At 56.1% G+C, this 18,376-nt stretch carries 12 protein-coding genes; 7 read left to right on the forward strand and 5 right to left on the reverse strand.

Annotated elements, in window-relative coordinates; genetic code table 11:
• Positions 1-201: 201 nt before the first annotated feature.
• The 4 genes from ACYVHB_RS00180 to ACYVHB_RS00195 form a co-directional block, all read right to left on the reverse strand.
• Entirely contained in the window at positions 202-2,079 is a 1,878-nt protein-coding gene (locus ACYVHB_RS00180; RefSeq protein WP_461048463.1) for a serine hydrolase domain-containing protein, read from the reverse strand.
• A gap of 107 nt (positions 2,080-2,186) precedes the next feature.
• On the reverse strand, positions 2,187-2,711 hold the full coding sequence (locus ACYVHB_RS00185; RefSeq protein WP_461048465.1) for a hypothetical protein: 525 nt from the start codon (positions 2,709-2,711) through the stop codon (positions 2,187-2,189).
• A gap of 10 nt (positions 2,712-2,721) precedes the next feature.
• The gene (locus tag ACYVHB_RS00190; RefSeq protein WP_461048466.1) at positions 2,722-3,072 is read right to left on the reverse strand and encodes a PadR family transcriptional regulator; all 351 of its coding nucleotides are present in this window, start codon (positions 3,070-3,072) and stop codon (positions 2,722-2,724) included.
• Between the two features lie 193 nt (positions 3,073-3,265).
• On the reverse strand, positions 3,266-4,033 hold the full coding sequence (locus ACYVHB_RS00195; RefSeq protein WP_461048468.1) for a sulfite exporter TauE/SafE family protein: 768 nt from the start codon (positions 4,031-4,033) through the stop codon (positions 3,266-3,268).
• Between the two features lie 89 nt (positions 4,034-4,122).
• Between ACYVHB_RS00195 and ACYVHB_RS00200 the strand changes: the two genes are divergently transcribed.
• The 7 genes from ACYVHB_RS00200 (at position 4,123) to ACYVHB_RS00230 (ending at position 17,280) form a co-directional block, all read left to right on the forward strand.
• A complete protein-coding gene (locus ACYVHB_RS00200; RefSeq protein WP_461048470.1) occupies positions 4,123-6,864 on the forward strand; it encodes a substrate-binding domain-containing protein in 2,742 nt (913 codons plus the stop codon).
• A 160-nt stretch (positions 6,865-7,024) separates the two neighbouring features.
• The gene (locus tag ACYVHB_RS00205; protein ID WP_461048472.1) at positions 7,025-8,167 is read left to right on the forward strand and encodes a DUF3616 domain-containing protein; all 1,143 of its coding nucleotides are present in this window, start codon (positions 7,025-7,027) and stop codon (positions 8,165-8,167) included.
• Between the two features lie 279 nt (positions 8,168-8,446).
• Positions 8,447-9,772 carry a sugar porter family MFS transporter gene (locus ACYVHB_RS00210; protein WP_461048474.1) on the forward strand — a complete coding sequence of 442 codons (1,326 nt, stop codon included), beginning with the start codon at positions 8,447-8,449 and terminating at the stop codon, positions 9,770-9,772.
• Between the two features lie 12 nt (positions 9,773-9,784).
• On the forward strand, positions 9,785-10,723 hold the full coding sequence (locus tag ACYVHB_RS00215) for a carbohydrate kinase family protein (protein WP_461048476.1): 939 nt from the start codon (positions 9,785-9,787) through the stop codon (positions 10,721-10,723).
• A 23-nt stretch (positions 10,724-10,746) separates the two neighbouring features.
• Positions 10,747-13,899 carry a SusC/RagA family TonB-linked outer membrane protein gene (locus ACYVHB_RS00220; RefSeq protein ID WP_461048478.1) on the forward strand — a complete coding sequence of 1,051 codons (3,153 nt, stop codon included), beginning with the start codon at positions 10,747-10,749 and terminating at the stop codon, positions 13,897-13,899.
• A 13-nt stretch (positions 13,900-13,912) separates the two neighbouring features.
• A complete protein-coding gene (locus ACYVHB_RS00225; protein WP_461048480.1) occupies positions 13,913-15,631 on the forward strand; it encodes a RagB/SusD family nutrient uptake outer membrane protein in 1,719 nt (572 codons plus the stop codon).
• A 131-nt stretch (positions 15,632-15,762) separates the two neighbouring features.
• Entirely contained in the window at positions 15,763-17,280 is a 1,518-nt protein-coding gene (locus tag ACYVHB_RS00230; RefSeq protein WP_461048481.1) for a glycoside hydrolase family 32 protein, read from the forward strand.
• 71 nt (positions 17,281-17,351) lie between these two features.
• On the opposite strand, the gene ACYVHB_RS00235 is transcribed toward ACYVHB_RS00230, so the two are convergent.
• Positions 17,352-18,374: a substrate-binding domain-containing protein gene (locus ACYVHB_RS00235; protein WP_461048483.1), complete on the reverse strand. Its 1,023-nt coding sequence runs from the start codon at positions 18,372-18,374 to the stop codon at positions 17,352-17,354.
• Positions 18,375-18,376 lie beyond the last annotated feature (2 nt).

The following is an 18,376-nucleotide window of genomic DNA, read 5'->3' on the forward strand; positions in this document are numbered from 1 at the left end:
GATGGATAGGTACGTATATACTGGATTGGAACCAGCACAGCTGCTGGGTTTTAATTAGGTGTATTTAGCAGACGGCTCACTCGCTTAGTGAGCCGTCTCTTTTTTTGAGAAATTGTACCCGCAGAAACAAGCTGCTCTCCGTTGCATTTCTACTCCGGCTCCGTGGCCAAATCATCGCACAATTGTCGGGCGGTATTCTGACTATAACGCCCAGATTCGGATGCCCAGCCAGCCGTTAACCAGCATCAGCCCGGCTACGTAGAAACCGGCCAGCAGAATGAGTACCAGGTAACTTTTCAACAGGATGCCCGGCATGTGTTTCCAGCGTAGTACCAATAAGATCAAAGCGGCCAGAATGCACAGTGGGAAGATCAGGGTGCCAACGAAAATAAGCCATGAATCCAGTAGGATACTGGTCCCTTCAATAGTATGCGCATCAAACCGAATTAAGCCTCGAAAAACGGTGACGATCAGAGTAATAAAGCCGACAACGGGTAACAGACGCACCCAGGCATCCGGGCGTCGGATGCGTCTCATCAGAATCATTACGAGCCAGGCCAGACCGGCAATCAGCGCGGTAGCCATCAGAAAAAGGCTCGTTAGCAACAAAATAATGGGCATCCAGGCAGCAAACCACGACACTTGCCGGTAATATAGTCCGTTTTCCATAACGGCCCGTTGTCCGTCAGAATCCGTAACCAGCATGGTCTCGGGGTGATGGTTCCAGCGCATTCGGAACGTATTGAAGCCCGTCGCTACCAGCGGAAATGAGCCACCTAATAACTCGTTCTCCACGAGCGTGTCTCCCCGTAAGCATAGGCTGAAGCTAAAGCGCAGTTGCTCCAGAAAGCCCGTAATCTGATTCTTGGGGCTGTCGAATCGGTAGTAGCCTAAAAAGGGTTTAATGGCGTTGACATCCAACCGCTGGGTGATTGGTGCTGGGGCGGTTTCGGACTGGGTCAGAAATAACCGTACAAGCCGTTCAATCGGGAATAGGTTCTGGTGGGTATTCATCGCAAACGCATAACCCACGCCTAATTCCCGGTTGTAACCCACGGACGACACAAACGCACCAATGCTGCCTGAGTGGCCATGAAACAGAAAACCGTCTTCGCCGTCAAAGCTAAAATTGCCCAGCCCATACCCCGTACGCAGTCCTGCCTTAGCGGCCAGCGTCGTGTGGGGTCGTTCGGTTTCGTTTAGCACCTGTTGCGACAGGTACTGCTGGCCCTGTGGCGTTCTCCAGTCGTTGAGGTACAGTTGCAAACACGTCGCCATGTCGGCCGCACACGAATTGAGCGATCCGTTGCCGCCCTGATACAGCGGCAGAAAAGGCGTTTTGTGGTACGCACCGTCCTGCCAGAAATAGCCCTGTGCATAGCGCCCGGATGCATCGGCCCGCAGCGTAACGTTGCTGCGCGTCATTCCCATCGGCCGGAACACGGTTTCGGTCATATACTGCTCCCAGGGTTTGCCCGACAGTTTTTCAATCAGATACGCAGCTACGTTATAGCCCGTGTTCACGTAGGAATGCCGTTCACCGGGTTTCCAGCGGGAATGCAGCGAGGGCGCAAAAATTTGCACGGCTTCTAACCCGCGCAGGTCGGTTGGGCCGGGGTTATACGATTTATTGGGCGTTTTGTCGCTGAAACCGGCCGTGTGTTCGAGCAGATGAATCACACGCACGGGATGGGTGGCTTCCCAGGGATTGTCGATGGGCAGTTCAGGAGCCAGCTTCCGCACCGGGTCATCAAGTTTCAGCTTACCGGCCTGCACTAAATTCAGGATGCCGAGGGCAGTGAACATTTTGGTGACCGAACCCATCCTGAACAGGTGCCGGTCGTTAACGGGAGTTTTTTGGCTCACATCAGCGTAACCCAGCCCGCCAGCGTAAAGTACCGAGTCACGGGTGGTCAGCACGAGTATCATCCCCGGAATATGCTGGTGTTCCATGACTTGCCGGAGCGTATCCTTGAGTTGGGCCAGCGTCTGAGCGGGCCGACCGGATTGTGCCCATGCCGGAACCAACGGGCATAGCAGTAGCAGGCTGGCCCAAAAGCCAGTTGATAAACGAGTCATACGGGTGTAAGAAAGGAAGTGTGTAGGTTTTGGGGGTGTAGGTGTATGAGTGCCTGCGGGCGTAGATGCTAAAACACGCACACGCTGAAACACCCAGTTGCAATGCGTCAGTGCATGGTTAAGGTCCGCTGCCGTTCGTGTTGTAGGTGCCAGCTAAACAAGGCGAAAGTGACACCAGCTAAACCCATTAGCCAGATGCCGCCCCATAGGCTGAAATAGGAGAAAGTGCCCCGCCCCATAATATGCAGCAGTGTCATCCCCATCATGCATAAACCGAGCGTCATAATAATCGCGTTGCGCAGGGTTTGGGGGTAGGCCTGCCGCAGCGCGTAGGCACCGTACGCTTTGTTGCGGAACTCGAACACGATATCGTCTTTGCTGGCCAGTTCGGGCTGGGTTCCGTCCCGGCTCAACTCACGCTGGTACGTTTGGTGCAGGTCACGGACCGTCCCGGCGTCGGCTTCGAGCAGGGCTTTGTCCATCGCCGACTCGAACGGCAGGCCAATCCACTGGTAATGCTCGACCTCACAAACGAGGTGATCGAGAAGTTCGTTAATTAGGGCGGGGTTGGTGCCGGTCCGAATCAGGTGATCGTGGAGCCGGGCAACGTGCTGCGGGTTTAGCTTTTCCATGGTAGCCGGTTTAGTTATTGAGGGCGAGGGTAGGGGGGGGCAGCAACAGGCGCATCATATCGACGAAGCGCTCAAACTCCGAAACTTTCTGGTGAGCCGTTTCGCTGCCGCTCGGCGTCAGGGAATAGTACTTACGCATTCGTCCGTCCACCTCAACGGACTCCGTCAGCAGCAGGCCTTCCTGCTCCAGCTTGTGCAGGATGGGATAGAGTGCCCCAAATGTCAGCGTGAGCTGACCCTGGGTGCGTTCTTTCACGGCCTGCGTTATCTCGTAGCCGTACATGCGCCCGTGTCTGACTAACAGGTTCAGCACAATCGTTTTAAGGGTGCCGCGCAGAAATTCACTGTTCGCTTGCTCCATCAGTGACAGATTTAGTATATTGATGAAGCGAATATATATAAGAATGTTATATGTGCAAGCTTATTTTGCCTGAAATTTATAATCCGTAGTTCGTTGATGGTTCCCCTAATGGGGGCAATCCTAAACAGTTTCCCATTGTGGCGACTCACGCACCTACACAGGTACACACAAAAACACAATTCCAAGTAGCTGCTCAGCCCCACGCCCGCCAGAAGAAATACGCCGTCAGCACCAGCCCGATGGTCACGATGATCTGCCGCAGGCGGGCGGGCGACACCCGCTTGGCGTAGAGCGCCCCAAGGTAGCCGCCCAGAATGGAACCACCCACCATCACCAGCGCGGAGGGCCACACTACCACGCCCACCGCAACAAACGTAATGACCGAAATGCCGTTGACGATCATCGTCATCAGCACCTTCAGCGCGTTGGCGTAGCGCAGGTCGGGCATCCCCAGCAGGCTGAACGTAGCCATGAACATGATGCCCATGCCGCCCCCGAAAAAGCCGCCGTACACCGCCACCCCGAACAGCACGAGCATCTGAAGCCAGGCCGGAGCCGCCCCGTTGCCCGCCCGGCCCTGTTCTAAGCGCGACTTGAAGGCAAACAGCAGCGTAGCCGTCAGCAACAGATACGGAAAAACAGCTTCCAGCGCGTCGGAGGAGATGCGCAGCAGGAGCAAGGCACCCGCCAGCCCACCCACCAAACTCACCAGCAGCAACCCAATTAGCCGACGGCCGTAGGTGGCCCATTGCGCCCGCAGGGCAATGGCGCTCGACACCGTTCCCGGCCAGAGGGCTACCGTACTGGTCGCGTTGGCCGACAGTAGCGACAGGCCCGAGAAAGTGAGCGACGGGAAGGTTAGAAACGTACCACCCCCGGCCACGGCGTTCATGGCTCCCCCGCCCAGCGCGGCAAAAAACAGCAGGGCGTAGGTGAAGATGGTTGGCCAGTCGATGAGCATCAGCGTAGTGTTTCAATTCTATAATTGATTAACCGGCGATTTAGTTATTTTTGAGCACTCAGACTGCTTTAGATAAATCGGAGAAAAAATTGAAACATACCCTTTTCTACCTGCTTGTTTTCCTGTTGCCGACTGCCTGTTCTGAGCAACAGAGCAGACCCTACACCATTGGGTTTTCGCAGCGTACCAGCGCCGACAACTGGCGCAAAACAATGCAGGAAAACATGAACCGGGAACTGTCGTTTAATCCCGAAGTAAATTTCATCGTTAAAGATGCTGGCGGACAAAGTGCTAAGCAGGTTGAGCAGATTCAGGAACTCATTGACCAAGGCGTAGACTTACTGATCGTCTCGCCGAATGCCGCTCAACCCATCACGCCCATTGTTGAAAAAGCGTATCAGCAGCGAATTCCGGTCGTGATTGTGGACCGGCGTACCGCTTCGGACCAGTACACCGCCTACGTCGGCGCTGACAATGTTGACGTTGGCCGCACGGCGGGTATGTACACGCATGCCTTACTGAAAGGCGTGGGGAACGTGGTGGAAATTGGTGAGTCGCCGGGTTCGTCGGCGGATATTGATCGGCATCGCGGGTTTGTCGAAGCCATCGGCCCGCATCCCGGTATTCGGTTGGTAGCCAAGCTGGAAGGCGACTGGGATAAGCGCTCGTTTGCCGAAAAGCTGACCCGGTTACTGACTGCCCAACCGACCATTCAACTCATTTTTGCGCAGAACGACCGCACGGCCCTGAAAGCGTATAAAGTTTGCCAGACGCTGAAGCTCGAACAGCGGGTGAAAATAATTGGTGTCGATGGCTTACCGGGCAAGAGCGAAGGCATTGACCTCGTTGACCGGGGCATTTTGAGCGCGACCGTCCTGTACCCAACCGGTGGTAAAGAGTCCATCCGGGCCGCTATTGCAATCCTAAAAAAGCAACCGTTCAAACGCGAAAATCGCCTGCCCATTACCCTCATCGATTCGTCGAACGTGCGGATTATGAAACTCCAGAACGAGAAAGTGATTGAGCAGCAGACCGACATCGAGAAGCAGATTCAGCGCATCGACCAACTCAGCCGGACCTACGCTTCGCAGAAAAACACGCTGTACCTGACGCTGGCCAGTCTGCTGGTTGTCATGCTGCTGGGAGGGTGGGCATTGTACCTGTTTCGATCCAAACAGGCCGCTTACCAGACGCTGGAACAGCAGAATCAGGAGATCCGGGAGCAGAAAGACAAGATCGAAACCGTGTCGGCCCAGGCCCGGCTGGCTACGGAAGAAAAACTCCGGTTCTATTCGTACATCTCCCACGAGTTCAACACGCCCCTTAGCCTGATTCTGACGCCAACCGAGGATCTGCTGAGCAAAAAGAATGTCAGCCCCCACGAGCTGCGAAGTAATTTGTCGCTGGTGCAGAAAAACGCGTACCGGCTTCTGCGGCTGATCGACCAGATGCTGGACCTGCGCAAAACGGATGCCGGTAAACAACGGCTTCACACTTCGGAGCAGGACTTGCTTGCCTTTGTCCAGGATATTGTTCAGGACTTCAGGCCAAAAGCCGAAAAGCAGCGGATCGACCTGCAACTGCTGACCACAAAGCCCATTCTGCCCGTCTGGTTCGACGCGGAGAAATTGGACAAGGTGATCGTTAATCTACTGTCGAATGCGTTCAAATACACCCCCAAAGGCGGGCTGATTCACGTCAGGCTGGATGTGGTCGATGCGCAGGTAGCGATTCAGGTGCGGGACAATGGCGAGGGCATGACCCCCGACGAACAGGCCCACGCTTTCGACCTGTTTTTTAGCGGAACGAAGCCCTTCAACCTCTCAAAAGGGCTGGGGCTGGCCCTGTCGATGGAATTCATTCAACTGCATCAGGGCGAAATCAGGGTGCAATCGGAAAAAGGTCAGGGAACGACGTTTACCATTCGGTTGCCGCTGGGTAATGGGCATTTATCGCCCGAGGAAATGAACGGCTCCCCAACCCGGCAGCGCATGATGGTCGACGTGGACGATGAAGAGACTACCGCCCCCATCCCGCCTGGCAAACGGACCGGCACGATACTGGTTGTGGAAGACAACGATGATCTACGGGCGTTCTTGTCCGCCCGGCTGGGTGTCGAATTCGAGATCATTGCAGAAGCATCCGGTTCAAAAGCCTGGGAGCGTGTTTTGGAAACCATACCGGACGTGATTATCAGTGATATCATGCTGGCCGACGAATCGACGGCATTGGCGGGAGTAATGGACGGCCTGCAACTGACTCAGCGCGTGAAGGCCGACCTGCGCACCTCCCACATTCCGGTTATTCTGCTAACGGCCAAGGGGCAGATGGAGCAGCGGATTGAAGGCACCCGCGCCGGGGCCGACGCGTACCTGACCAAGCCCTTCAACAGCGCGTATCTACTCGAAACCATCCGCACGACGCTGGCCAACCGCGAAAAGTGGCAGCGCCGGTACGCATCCGATTTTCTGTCGGGGTCCGGTTCTGCCAACCAGCCCGACAAACGGTTTCTGAACGAACTGACGGCGCTGATTGAGCAAAACTTAGCCGATGCGTCGTTCAGTGTGGAGAAGTTAAGTCACGACATGGGCGTTTCCCGTGTGCAGCTTTACCGCAAGGTGCAGGCGCTGCTCGCCATGAATGTGGTTGATTATATCGCTGAGATCCGGCTCAAGAAGGCGAAACGCCTACTGACCGAAACCAATAAGACGATGGCTGAAATCGCCTACGAAACCGGCTTTGGCTCACCAGCCTACTTCACTACGTTCTTTAAACAGCACATTCAAAAAACACCCTCCGAGTATCGGAAATCACCATCTGTGAGCGCATAATCGAGTTCCGCAAGGTGTTTATATGCTGTTCACAACCCTGCTACAGTTGTACATACAATATGAATACGCAATCAGCCGCTCACTCAACGATTGGCCAACCGATCACAAATAATAATTACTTTGACTGCTGTACTGTCGTCCATCCTGTTTCGATTCGCTCATGAAACCCGTAGAAACTGCTCTTTTAACATTTAGCCAGGCGTCTCCGCTGCTGGACCTGGCCAAACCCCTGCGCGATGGTCTGTCGGTGGTCGTGCAAATGGGGCCTACGCTCTGGGTCGCCAACGATGAAACCATCAGCGTGGAGCGGCTCTCATTTCAGGGCAGGGATGCGGAGGGACGATACCAATACGGGGCGCATCAATCGTTTCCGCTAACAGAGTATCTATCCCTGCCAATACCGCCCGCACCGGATGCTGAAGAAGTGGAAGAGGTTGATGTGGAAGGGCTGGACTTCCACGATGGGTACCTGTGGGTGGTTGGTTCGCACAGTCTCAAGCGAAGTAAAGTCAAGTCGCAATCGTCAATTAAGAAAAACTTTGAACGATTAGCCGACGCTAAGCCAGATCAGGTGTCGAATCGGTTCCTGTTGGCACGCATTCCGCTGGTCACAGAAGGAACTTCCCACACCTTAACGAAGCAGGTGCTGTCTGAAGACGGTACACTGCGCACAGCTGCCCAACTGCCCGCCACGGCCCAAAGCAACCTGCTTACGCAGGCCTTGCGAGAGGACGGGCACCTGAAAAACTTCCTGGTCGTTCCCGGTAAAGACAACGGCTTTGATATTGAAGGGCTGGCCGTTAGGGGCAACCGGGTTTTTCTGGGCCTGCGGGGGCCGGTACTGCGCGGCTGGGCCGTCGTGCTGGAACTGGAGGTAGCCAACACGGACCCGGCCACGCTCCAACTCATCCCAATTAACCCCGGCAATCCTCATAATCCCAACCACCCTACTTATCGCAAACACTTTCTGCAACTGGACGGCCTGGGCATCCGCGACCTGATTGTGCAGGGGGCTGACCTGCTCATTTTAGCGGGGCCTACCATGGAACTCGATGGGCCGGTTACGCTCTACCGCTGGCCGGGCGGGGCGCAGCCCGTGGGCGAAAGCCTCGTTTTTCGCGATCAGTTGGTGCTGCTGCGGTCCATTCCCTTCGGGCAAGGCGATGACCACGCCGAAGGAATGACCTTGTTTCGGCCCGACGAACAGGCCGTCACCTCGATTCTGGTTGTGTATGACGCGACCGCTGCCGGGCGAAAAGTAGGGGAGAACGGGGTATTGGCCGATATGTTTGCCTTGTTGTAAGTAGTTCAGCGTCCCGGTCTGCTCAACGTCCCCCGCCCGTGATACAAGTTTGAGCGTACTTTACTCTTTTTACTAATAGAATTCATGTAACAAAATCGAAAACGGCCGTAACAATACCGAAATATATAACGCTTATTTTTATGTAAAATACTGATAATCAATTGTATAGTGTTTATCGTTCACATCGAAAGCATTTGAACGATTCCTGTAAGTCTATCCTACGTAATACCTATAATTTTGACTCGAAATTAATGTCCAGCCGGACGATTCGAGTCAGCCATGAGTCAAAAACAACGTATTTTCCTTTGGTCCATAACGGCCGCCCTGGGCGGCTTTCTCTTCGGCTTCGACACGGCCGTCATCTCCGGCGTTGAGCAGTCGCTGCAAACGCTGTGGGGCCTGAGCGTGTGGGAACATGGCCTGACGGTGTCTATCGCGCTTATCGGTACAGTGATTGGTTCCATGACGGGCGGCATCCCGGCCGAACGACTGGGGCGTAAGAAAACCCTGTTCTGGATTGCTATCCTGTACCTGCTGGCTTCCCTCGGCACGGCACTGGCCCCCACCTGGTCAATATTCCTCCTGTTTCGCTTTCTGGGTGGTCTGGGCGTGGGTGCGTCGTCGGTGGCGGCTCCCATGTACATCACGGAGATATCGCCCGCCAAATCGCGCGGTAAACTGGTTGGTTTGTTTCAGTTCAACGTCGTGCTGGGCATTCTGGTGGCTTACCTGTCCAACTTCCTGCTGGCCGATGCCGGTGCCGAGCCGTGGCGGTGGATGCTGGGCGTTCAGGCGCTACCCTCGCTGATTTTCCTGATCGCCGTGCTCAACATTCCCGAAAGTCCCCGCTGGCTGCTGCTCCAGAAAGGAGACGTCAACCAGGCCCGCGCGGTGCTGAACATGATCGACCCCGAAACGGCCGAACAGACCTTCATCGCCATTCAGCAGAGCAGCACACCCGCAACGGCTTCGACCCGGTTGTTCTCGGGCAACTACCGGACACCCGTCATGCTGGCCGTGCTGTTCGCCGTCTTCAACCAGGTGTCGGGCATCAACGCCATCATCTATTACGCTCCCCGCATTTTTGAAATGACAGGCCTGGGCAAAAGTTCGTCGCTGCTGTCGTCGGCGGGCATTGGCCTGATTAACCTCATTTTTACCCTGATCTCGATGAACCTGATCGACCGCTACGGGCGACGGACGCTCATGAAAATCGGGTCGGTGGGGCTGATCGTGACGCTGGCATTAGTGGCGCGGGCTTTCTACGTCGAGGACTTCAGCGGTATGACCGTACCGCTGCTGCTGTTCGCCTACATCGCGTTCTTCGGTTTCTCGCAGGGGGCGGTCATCTGGGTGTTTATTTCCGAAATCTTTCCCAACGAAGTGCGGGCCAGTGGGCAGGCGCTGGGCAGTTTCACCCACTGGCTCATGGCCGCCATCATCACCTTCACGTTTCCGTACCTATCCGAGCGCTTCGGTGGGGGCAATACCTTCCTGTTTTTCACGACCATGATGGTGCTGCAACTGCTGTTCGTGCTGCGCATCATGCCCGAAACGAAAGGCACCAGCTTAGAACAAATCGAACGGACCGTTTTCGTCCATTAATTCAGTCCGATTATGACACCAACCATCACCTGTTTCGGCGAGATTTTGTGGGACGTGCTGCCCACCAGTAAGCAAGCCGGTGGCGCACCCATGAACGTAGCGGCCGACCTGCGCAACTTTGGCCTGAACGCCCAACTCATCAGCCGCGTCGGGAGCGATGACTTGGGTCGCGAACTGCTGGATTTTCTGGCGGGAAAAGGTATACCGCTCGACCTGATTCAAGTAGGCCAAACCCACCTGACGGGCGTGGCTAAAGCGAATATTTCCGACGCTAACGAGGTGACGTACAAAATCGTCCAGCCTGTGGCCTGGGATTACATCCAGCTCGAACCAAACTTGCTGAACGTCGTTCGGGAAAGCGACCTGTTCGTGTACGGCAGCTTAGCGGCCCGCAGTCCCCAAACCCGCGCAACCCTGCTGGCGTTGCTGGCGGTGGCCCGCCGGAAGGTGTTCGATGTAAATCTGCGTGCACCCCACTACGACCGCGCTACGGTTGAGGAGTTGCTGCACCAGGCCGACATCGCTAAACTGAATGAGCACGAGCTGGGCGAACTGTCCGGGTGGTATGGCGAAGAAAACGACCTGCGGCAGGCGGACCTGCACAACGCCATGCGGCAACTGCGCGACCGGTACTGCCTCAATACGTTGTGCGTGACGCTGGGCGAAGACGGAGCCGTACTCCTGGATGAAACAGGCTTACACAGTCAGGTGGGCTTCCCGGTCGAGGTGGCGGATACTATTGGCAGTGGGGATGCCTTTCTGGCCGCTTTTCTCCATAAAACCCTACAGGGCGAATCCCCGAAAAAGACGCTGGAATTCGCCTGTGCGATGGGTGCCTACGTTGCCACGCAGCCGGGCGCTACGCCCACGTTTACTGAGCAAACGATTGATAGCCAACCTTTTTTGACCGCACCGCGCGAAGATGAGCTTTCTCTGAATCCGATCAACTAACGCATAACCGTCCCAATAAACTCATGAAAAATTCTTTATCGACTCTACTGGCCTGGCTGCTGACGGTGTCATTGGCGCTGGCCCAGCGCACCATTACGGGGAGCGTCCAGGACGCCAAGACGAAGGAGCCGCTCATTGGAGCCAGTATCATCATTCCGGGAACGACCACCGGTACAGTTGCCGATACTAAGGGGAATTTCTCGATTTCGGTGCCCGAGAGTGCCAGCAGCCTGACGGCTTCCTTCATTGGTTATGCTGCGCAGGAGGTGCCGGTCAGGGGTGTCACGAACGTCACGATTTTGTTGGCGGAAGGCGGGCAGTTGGCCGAGGTCGTCGTGTTGGGTTATACCACCGCCCGCCGGGAAGATTTGACCGGGGCGGTGGCTATTGTGGAGGTGGCCGCGACCAAAAATACCACGTCGGGCAACCCCATGCAGGCGTTGCAGGGCCGGGTGCCGGGGCTGTACATCGAAAAGTCGGGAACGCCCTCGGGCGAGGCCAGCCGCATTCTCATCCGGGGCGCTAACTCGCTGGGCAACAACGATCCGCTCTATATCATCGACGGGATGCCAACCAAGCGGTCGCAGGTGTTCCAGAGCCTGAATCCCACGGCGATTCAGTCGATTCAGGTGCTCAAAGATGCCTCTTCATCGTCTATTTACGGATCGAGGGCCTCCAATGGGGTTATTGTCGTGACGACCAAAAACGGCGCTAATACTGACGGTCGGCTGAACGTGCAGTTCAACACCAGCATTTCGGCGCAGTCCGAGAAACCCCAACGGTTCAAGGTGCTGAACGCGGTTGACCGGGGGCGGGCATTGTGGCAGGCTTCCGTCAATGATAAAGTTGATCCGGCGTCGGGCTACGGCGACATCTACGGGTTCGACTGGAACAAAGACTTCACCAATCCAGTCCTGAACAGCGTGACCGTGAAGCCGTTCGTGGGGGGCGACCAGACTGTACCCGTCGGCGATACGGACTGGCAGGATGCCGTCTACAAGACAGGCTACGTCACCAACAACGACCTGACCGTTTCGGGCGGCACCAAAAGCTCGTCGATCTTGGTCAACGTGAGCTACCTGAATAACACCGGGATGCTGCGCTACACGGGCTACAACCGGCTCACGGGCCGCATCAACGGCCTGACCAGCAAGTTCGACGGGCGGTTTAAATTCGGGGTGAACCTCCAGATGACTACGTCCCGCGAAACGCCCGTCACCACCGATTTGGGTGGAGCGCCAACGCCCGGACTGGCCGTTACGCTGGCCCCGACCATCCCGGTCTATACCAGCACGGGTGATTATGCCGGGCCGATTGGGTCAGGCTATTCGGACCGCAACAACCCGCTGTTCATGCAGTACATCAACCGCTGGGACCGCATCAACCGCACATTCGTGTTTGGTAACGTCTACACCGAAATTGAACCCATCGCGGGCCTGATTTTTCGGTCGTCGCTGGGCATGGACAATGCCGGTTTCGCCAACAAAAACATCGAGCAGTCATTTCAGAACGGCTTTATCGCCCGCTCACTGAATAGCCTGACCCTTAATACAAACAAGTTTCTGAGCGTAGCCTGGACCAACACGCTGCGGTACAATTTCGCCTTAGGCGATCACACCTTCAAGCTGCTGGCCGGGGTCGAAGCCATCCGCGACAACTTGGACGACGTGACTTCTTACCGGGAGAATTTTGCGGTACAGACCGAAGATTTCTTCGTGCTGAGTGCCGCGTCGGGCAACGCCAGCAGCACCGGCAATTCGACGGGGAGCCGCCTGTTGTCGCAGTTTGCCCGAGTTGACTACGGCTTTTCAGATCGCTACTTAGCCGCGCTGACTCTGCGTCGGGACGGTTCCTCCCGCTTCGGGGCCGACAGTCGCTACGGTTTCTTTCCGGCGGCTTCGGTCGGCTGGCGCATCGACAAAGAAGCATTCATGAGTAATATCAACGCCATCAGCAGCCTGAAGCTGCGGGCGGGCGTGGGTCGGATTGGTAACCAGGATATTGGGGATCTGGCCCGCTTCGGGTTGTTTGAGCCGCGCTACGGTACGCTGGCTTCGCAGGTTCCGAACGGGCACAACGGTTTCTTCGATCAGTACTGGAACGTGGGCACCGCCTACGACCTGAACGGGGCCGGTGCCGGAACGCTGCCGTCGGGCTTCGTGCAAACGCAGGGTGAGAATACGGCCTTGAAATGGGAAACTACCGACGAACTGAACGTGGGACTGGATTTTGCCTTTTTGAACGCCAGTCTGGCGGGTTCGTTCGATTATTTCACCCGCGAGACTAAAGACATCCTGATTAAACCGCCCGTGGCCTCAGCGGTGGGTGAAGGGCAGTTGAAATTCGTGAACGGAGCGACCAAAACCAACAAAGGGTTTGAATTCTCACTATCGTATCTGGGCAAACCACGGGGCGATTTCACCTACAGCGTCTCGGCGAATCTGGCCCGCTTCCGCGACCGGATCACGGTGCTGCCCGAAGAAGTTCGCTCGGCCTTCGCGGGAAACGCGGTCACGACCATCATCGGGCGTTCGCAACTGGATTTGTTCGGCTACCGGACGGATGGCATTTTCCAGAGTCAGGAAGAGGTGACGAACCACTCGCAGCAGGTGGGCGCGGCTCCGGGCCGAATTCGCTACCGCGACCTCAACGGCGACAACAAGATTGACGCCCTGGATCAGGAGTTTTACGGAACCACGCTGCCCGCTCTGGAATACGGCACCCGCATTGACTTAGGCTACAAAAACTTCGACTTCTCCATCTTCGGCTCCGGCATTGCGGGCCGGACGGGTTTCGATTCGTACACGTTCTACAACAACTTTATCCGGGGTCGCGAAAACGTCGGGCCGGGGGTCTTCAACGCCTGGACCCCGCAAAATACGTCGTCGACCATTCCGGCGCTGACTCTGTCGGATGGCAATAACGAAACGCGGGCGTCGGATTATTTCAACGTGAACACCTCGTATTACAAGATCAGGAACATTCAGTTGGGCTACACGTTCCAAAAAACGGCCATCGGTAAATTTGGATTGGCGGGCCTGCGTTTGTACGGGATGGCGGAAAACGTGTTCTGGCTGAAGGGCAAAAACTTCCTCGGACCAGACCCCGAGCGGGTCGATGTTAACGCCGTTCCGGTACCCCGCACGTTCACGTTTGGCTTAAATGTATCCTTCTAACGACCTTACGATCATGAAAACTAATTATCTAATATGCTGTCTCCTCATCGCGGGAGGAAGTCTGTTCTCGTCCTGCAGCGATTTTCTTGAATACCAGCCGCAGGGAACGCTCTCATCCGACAATGTCAAGAGCGCCGAAAACGCCGATGCGCTCGTCACGGCCGCATACGCTTCCGTTGGTAACGGCGAAATGATTGGTCCCATCGCCAGCATGTGGGTGTACGGCAGCGTCCGGTCCGACGATGCCTACAAGGGCGGTGGCGGGGTAGCTGACCTGGAAGACATCAACTTCTATGAGCAGCATAACCTGACGCAGCCCCAGCAGGGCGGTGGCTTTTATCACCCGTACACGTGGGAGAATTACTACAAAGCCATCTCACGGGCCAACGTCGCGCTACGCTCGATTAACGACCTGACTGACGCCGGATTTCCGCTGAAGAAAACGCGGCAGGGTGAACTGCGTTTTCTGCGGGGTCACGCGCACTTTATGCTGAAAATGCTGTTCAAAAATATTCCTTACGTAGATGAGACGTTGTCGAACGACCAGATTCTGACCGTCTCGAACCGGGCCCTGCCCAACGATCAGCTTTGGGATAAGATCGCGACCGATTTCCAGTTTGCTGTTGATAACCTGCCCGAAATGCAGACCCAGGTGGGCCGGGCCAATAAACTGTCGGCGGCTGCGTATCTGGCCAAACTGCGGCTGTATCAGGCGTATGAGCAGGATGACAACAACAAAGTCACGGGCATCAACCGGACCAAGTTGGAAGAAGTAGTCAAACTGGCGGGTCTGGTTATCAACTCAGGAAAATACAACCTGCAACCTGATTTTGCCGAGAATTTCCTGCCCGAATTTGACAATGGCGTTGAATCGGTCTTCGCGGTTCAGTATTCGATCAACGACGGGACGACGGTGGGGCGGCTCAACTTTGAAGACGGGCTGAACTACCCGCACGGTGCCCCGCAGTACGGTTGCTGTGGCTTCCACCAGCCCAGCCAGAATTTAGCCAACGCCTTTGGTACCGATGCGAGCGGACTGCCCAAATTCGATACGTTTAATGACGCGGTGATCGACTTTAAAACCGCCACCGTCGACCCGCGCGTTGATCACACGATTGGCATTGATGGCCACCCGTACAAGTACAATCCGGCCTTGCCCTTCAGCAATAGCTGGGTGCGCGATCCGGGCGTGTACGGCTTTTTTCAGGCGATGAAGTCACAGCAGGCGGCCACGAGTTCGACGTACAAAAAGCAGGGGCCATTCATTGGAACCTCAAAAAATATCGACATCATCCGCTTCGCCGACGTGCTGCTGTTTCAGGCCGAAGCCTACATCGAATTGGGGCAGCAAGCCCTGGCGCTGCCGCTGATTAACCGAGTCCGGGCCAGAGCCGCCGTCAGCACCGGGCGCACTAAAAAAGCCGACGGTACGCCCGCATCCAACTACCTGATCCGGCCGTACGAAGCCGCCAACTGGACGCAGGCCTACGCCCGCAAAGCGCTGCAATTTGAACGGCGGCTGGAGTTCGCCACCGAGAGTCCGCGCTTCTTCGACCTCGTTCGGTGGGGCATTGCCGAGCCAACGCTGAACGCATACATTGCCAAAGAAAAAACCCGGCGGTCGTTCCTGAACGGAGCGAAGTTCACGGCGGGCCGCGACGAGTACCTGCCGATTCCGCAACGCGAGATTAATTTTACGAAGGGCTTATACAAGCAGAATCCAGGTTTTTAACGTAACCTGGTGGTCCGGCAGTCCGGCGGCCACGTCCGGGCGTTTAGTTCAAACAACTATTTTACGCCCGGACGTGGCCGCCAGACTGCTGGACCATCAGGTTACGCACCACCAGGTTAACCACTCAAGTCATGCGAACACTACTGCTCAACATTTCTCTGCTGGTCGCCGTCGGCCAAATTGCGAACGGCCAGAAAACCGCTGAGGCTCATCGCCTTCAGTACCATTTCTCGCCCAAGGCTCACTGGATCAACGACCCCAATGGGATGGTCTTTTACAAAGGGACGTACCATCTGTTTTATCAATACCACCCGGCGAGTTCTGTCTGGGGGCCGATGCACTGGGGCCATACGACTAGCAAAGATATGGTGCACTGGCAGGAGCAGCCCATTGCCCTGTACCCGGACAGCCTGGGCTGGATTTTCTCCGGCAGCGCCGTCGTGGATGTAAACAATACCAGTGGTTTCGGCAAAAACGGGCAGGTTCCGTTGGTCGCGATCTTTACGCACCACAATCAGGCGCTGGAAAAGCAGAAGTCGGAGAAATTCCAGTACCAGAGCTTAGCCTACAGTTTGGACGAGGGCAAAACGTGGACCAAATACGCTGGTAATCCGGTGCTGCCCAACCCCGGCATCACCGACTTTCGCGACCCGAAGGTGCGGTGGTACGAACCCCAAAAGAAGTGGGTTATGACGCTGGCCACCAAAGACCGGATTACGTTCTATTCCTCACCGAATCTGAAAGAATGGGCAAAGGAAAGTGAATTTGGCAAGGACCTGGGCGCTCACGGGGGCGTTTGGGAGTGCCCCGACCTATTTCCGCTGACCCATAATGGTAAGGATGTCTGGGTGCTCATTGTGAGCGTTAACCCCGGCGGGCCAAACGGGGGATCGGCCGCGCAGTATTTTACAGGCGACTTCGACGGAAAAACCTTCAAACCTAATTCCGGGCAAACCAAATGGATGGATTACGGGACGGACAACTACGCGGGCGTTACATTCGCCAACACCGGTAACCGAGTCATTCTGATGGGCTGGATGAATAACTGGCAGTACGCCCGTGACGTCCCAACCCCTAACTGGCGCGGGGCTACCACGGTGCCGCGCGAACTGGGTCTGCGCGAAGTGGGCAGCGAACTGTTTCTCACGTCAATGCCGGTTAAAGAATTCGATGGGCTGGCGGGCAAAACAACCTCGCTGAACAACGTGGCTGTAAAAGACCAGTATGATTTGACGGCAAAAACCGGCGGTAAGACTGGTCATTTCAAACTCACCCTTTCGGCCCCCGCTACCAATGACTTTTCCATCGTGCTCGCCAATGAACGGGGTAATGAGCTGGTTATTGGCTACGATAAAAGCACCAATGCGTACTACATTGACCGGACGAAATCGGGCAAAACGGATTTTGAGAAGGGATTCGGCAAGCGGCACACCGCCCCGCGTTTATCGACAGATGGCAACCTGTCGCTCACGTTGTTAGTCGATGTGGCCTCCGTCGAGCTATTTGCCGATGATGGCCTGACGGTAATGACCGATGTGTTTTTTCCGGACAAAGACATGACCAAACTATTTATTAAGTCGGCTGTGGGAGTGTCAGTCAGTACGCTGAAATACACCCCGTTGATGCCTTCGGTAGAGGCCGGACTTTAAGGGCATAACTCAGGCTGATTAGTCAACAGAAGCGACTTCGCCCGGTCAGTCAGCCAGTAGTGATTCAGGCATCACTGGCTGACTGGCCGGTTGATGAATTCGTTCACGTTTGCCTTTGTGATGCGCAACAGACCGGTGTTGACGGCCGTCGGAATGTTGGTGATGCCCGCCTGCGCGTCGCCTGCCGATAGCCGGTTGGTCTGGTGGACGCGGTCGTAGAGAAACTGAGCGCCGTACCACGTGAACAACTCCCGTTTCTGTCCCGCCAGCATCTGAATGACGCCTTCGCGCACTAATTGCAGGTGTTCCGGCTCCCAGTCGACCGTCGTAATTTTCACCCGCCCGGCCCGACGTGCTTCCTTAATAGCCAAGCCCATGCCGGGACCTGAATTGGAATCGAAGCCGCACAAGCCCGCCAGATCGGGGTGCGCCGAGAGCAGGTCCGCCGTGATTCGGGCCGCTTCTTCTACGTTGGCTTTGTCGTCAAACTTCCCGACAACCTCGATGCCGGGGTATTTTTTGAGCACGTCTAACAGCCCCCGGAAACCCGCTTCCATGTTGGTCAGGCCCAAAATGCCCATGTACGCGATCTTGCCCTCGGGCCGCGCTCGGCTACCACCTAATAGCCGCACCATTTCTTCGCCCTGCATCCGCCCAATTTCGTACCAGTCGGTGCCCAAAAAAGCGTCGCGCCGGGAGTTGGGAATGTCGGAATCATACACCACCGTTGGAATACCAGCCGCTACGGCTTTGTCGATGACGGGGCCAATGGCCGGGTCGGTGCCGTTGATGAGCAAACCTGACGGCCGCGTTCCGATAACCTCCTCGATGGTGTTGATCTGCGCGGGCACGTCCCAGTCGGCGGGGCCGAGTACCGACACCTTCACGTTGCGTTCCTTGCCCCACCGTTTGAAGGTCGCCTGGTCGTGGTTCACGTACATCGGCATGGATACGGCGGTGGTGACCATGACATATTCTTCCGTAGTGCCCAATTGCGTGGCGGTCTCGTTGGCCCGGTACGCGACCGACGAAGCATTGCGGGGGGGCAACTCGCAGGATAGCAGGGCTAATGGCAACAGAAGGCATTTTAGCATAA

This window comes from Spirosoma arcticum, assembly GCF_054779955.1.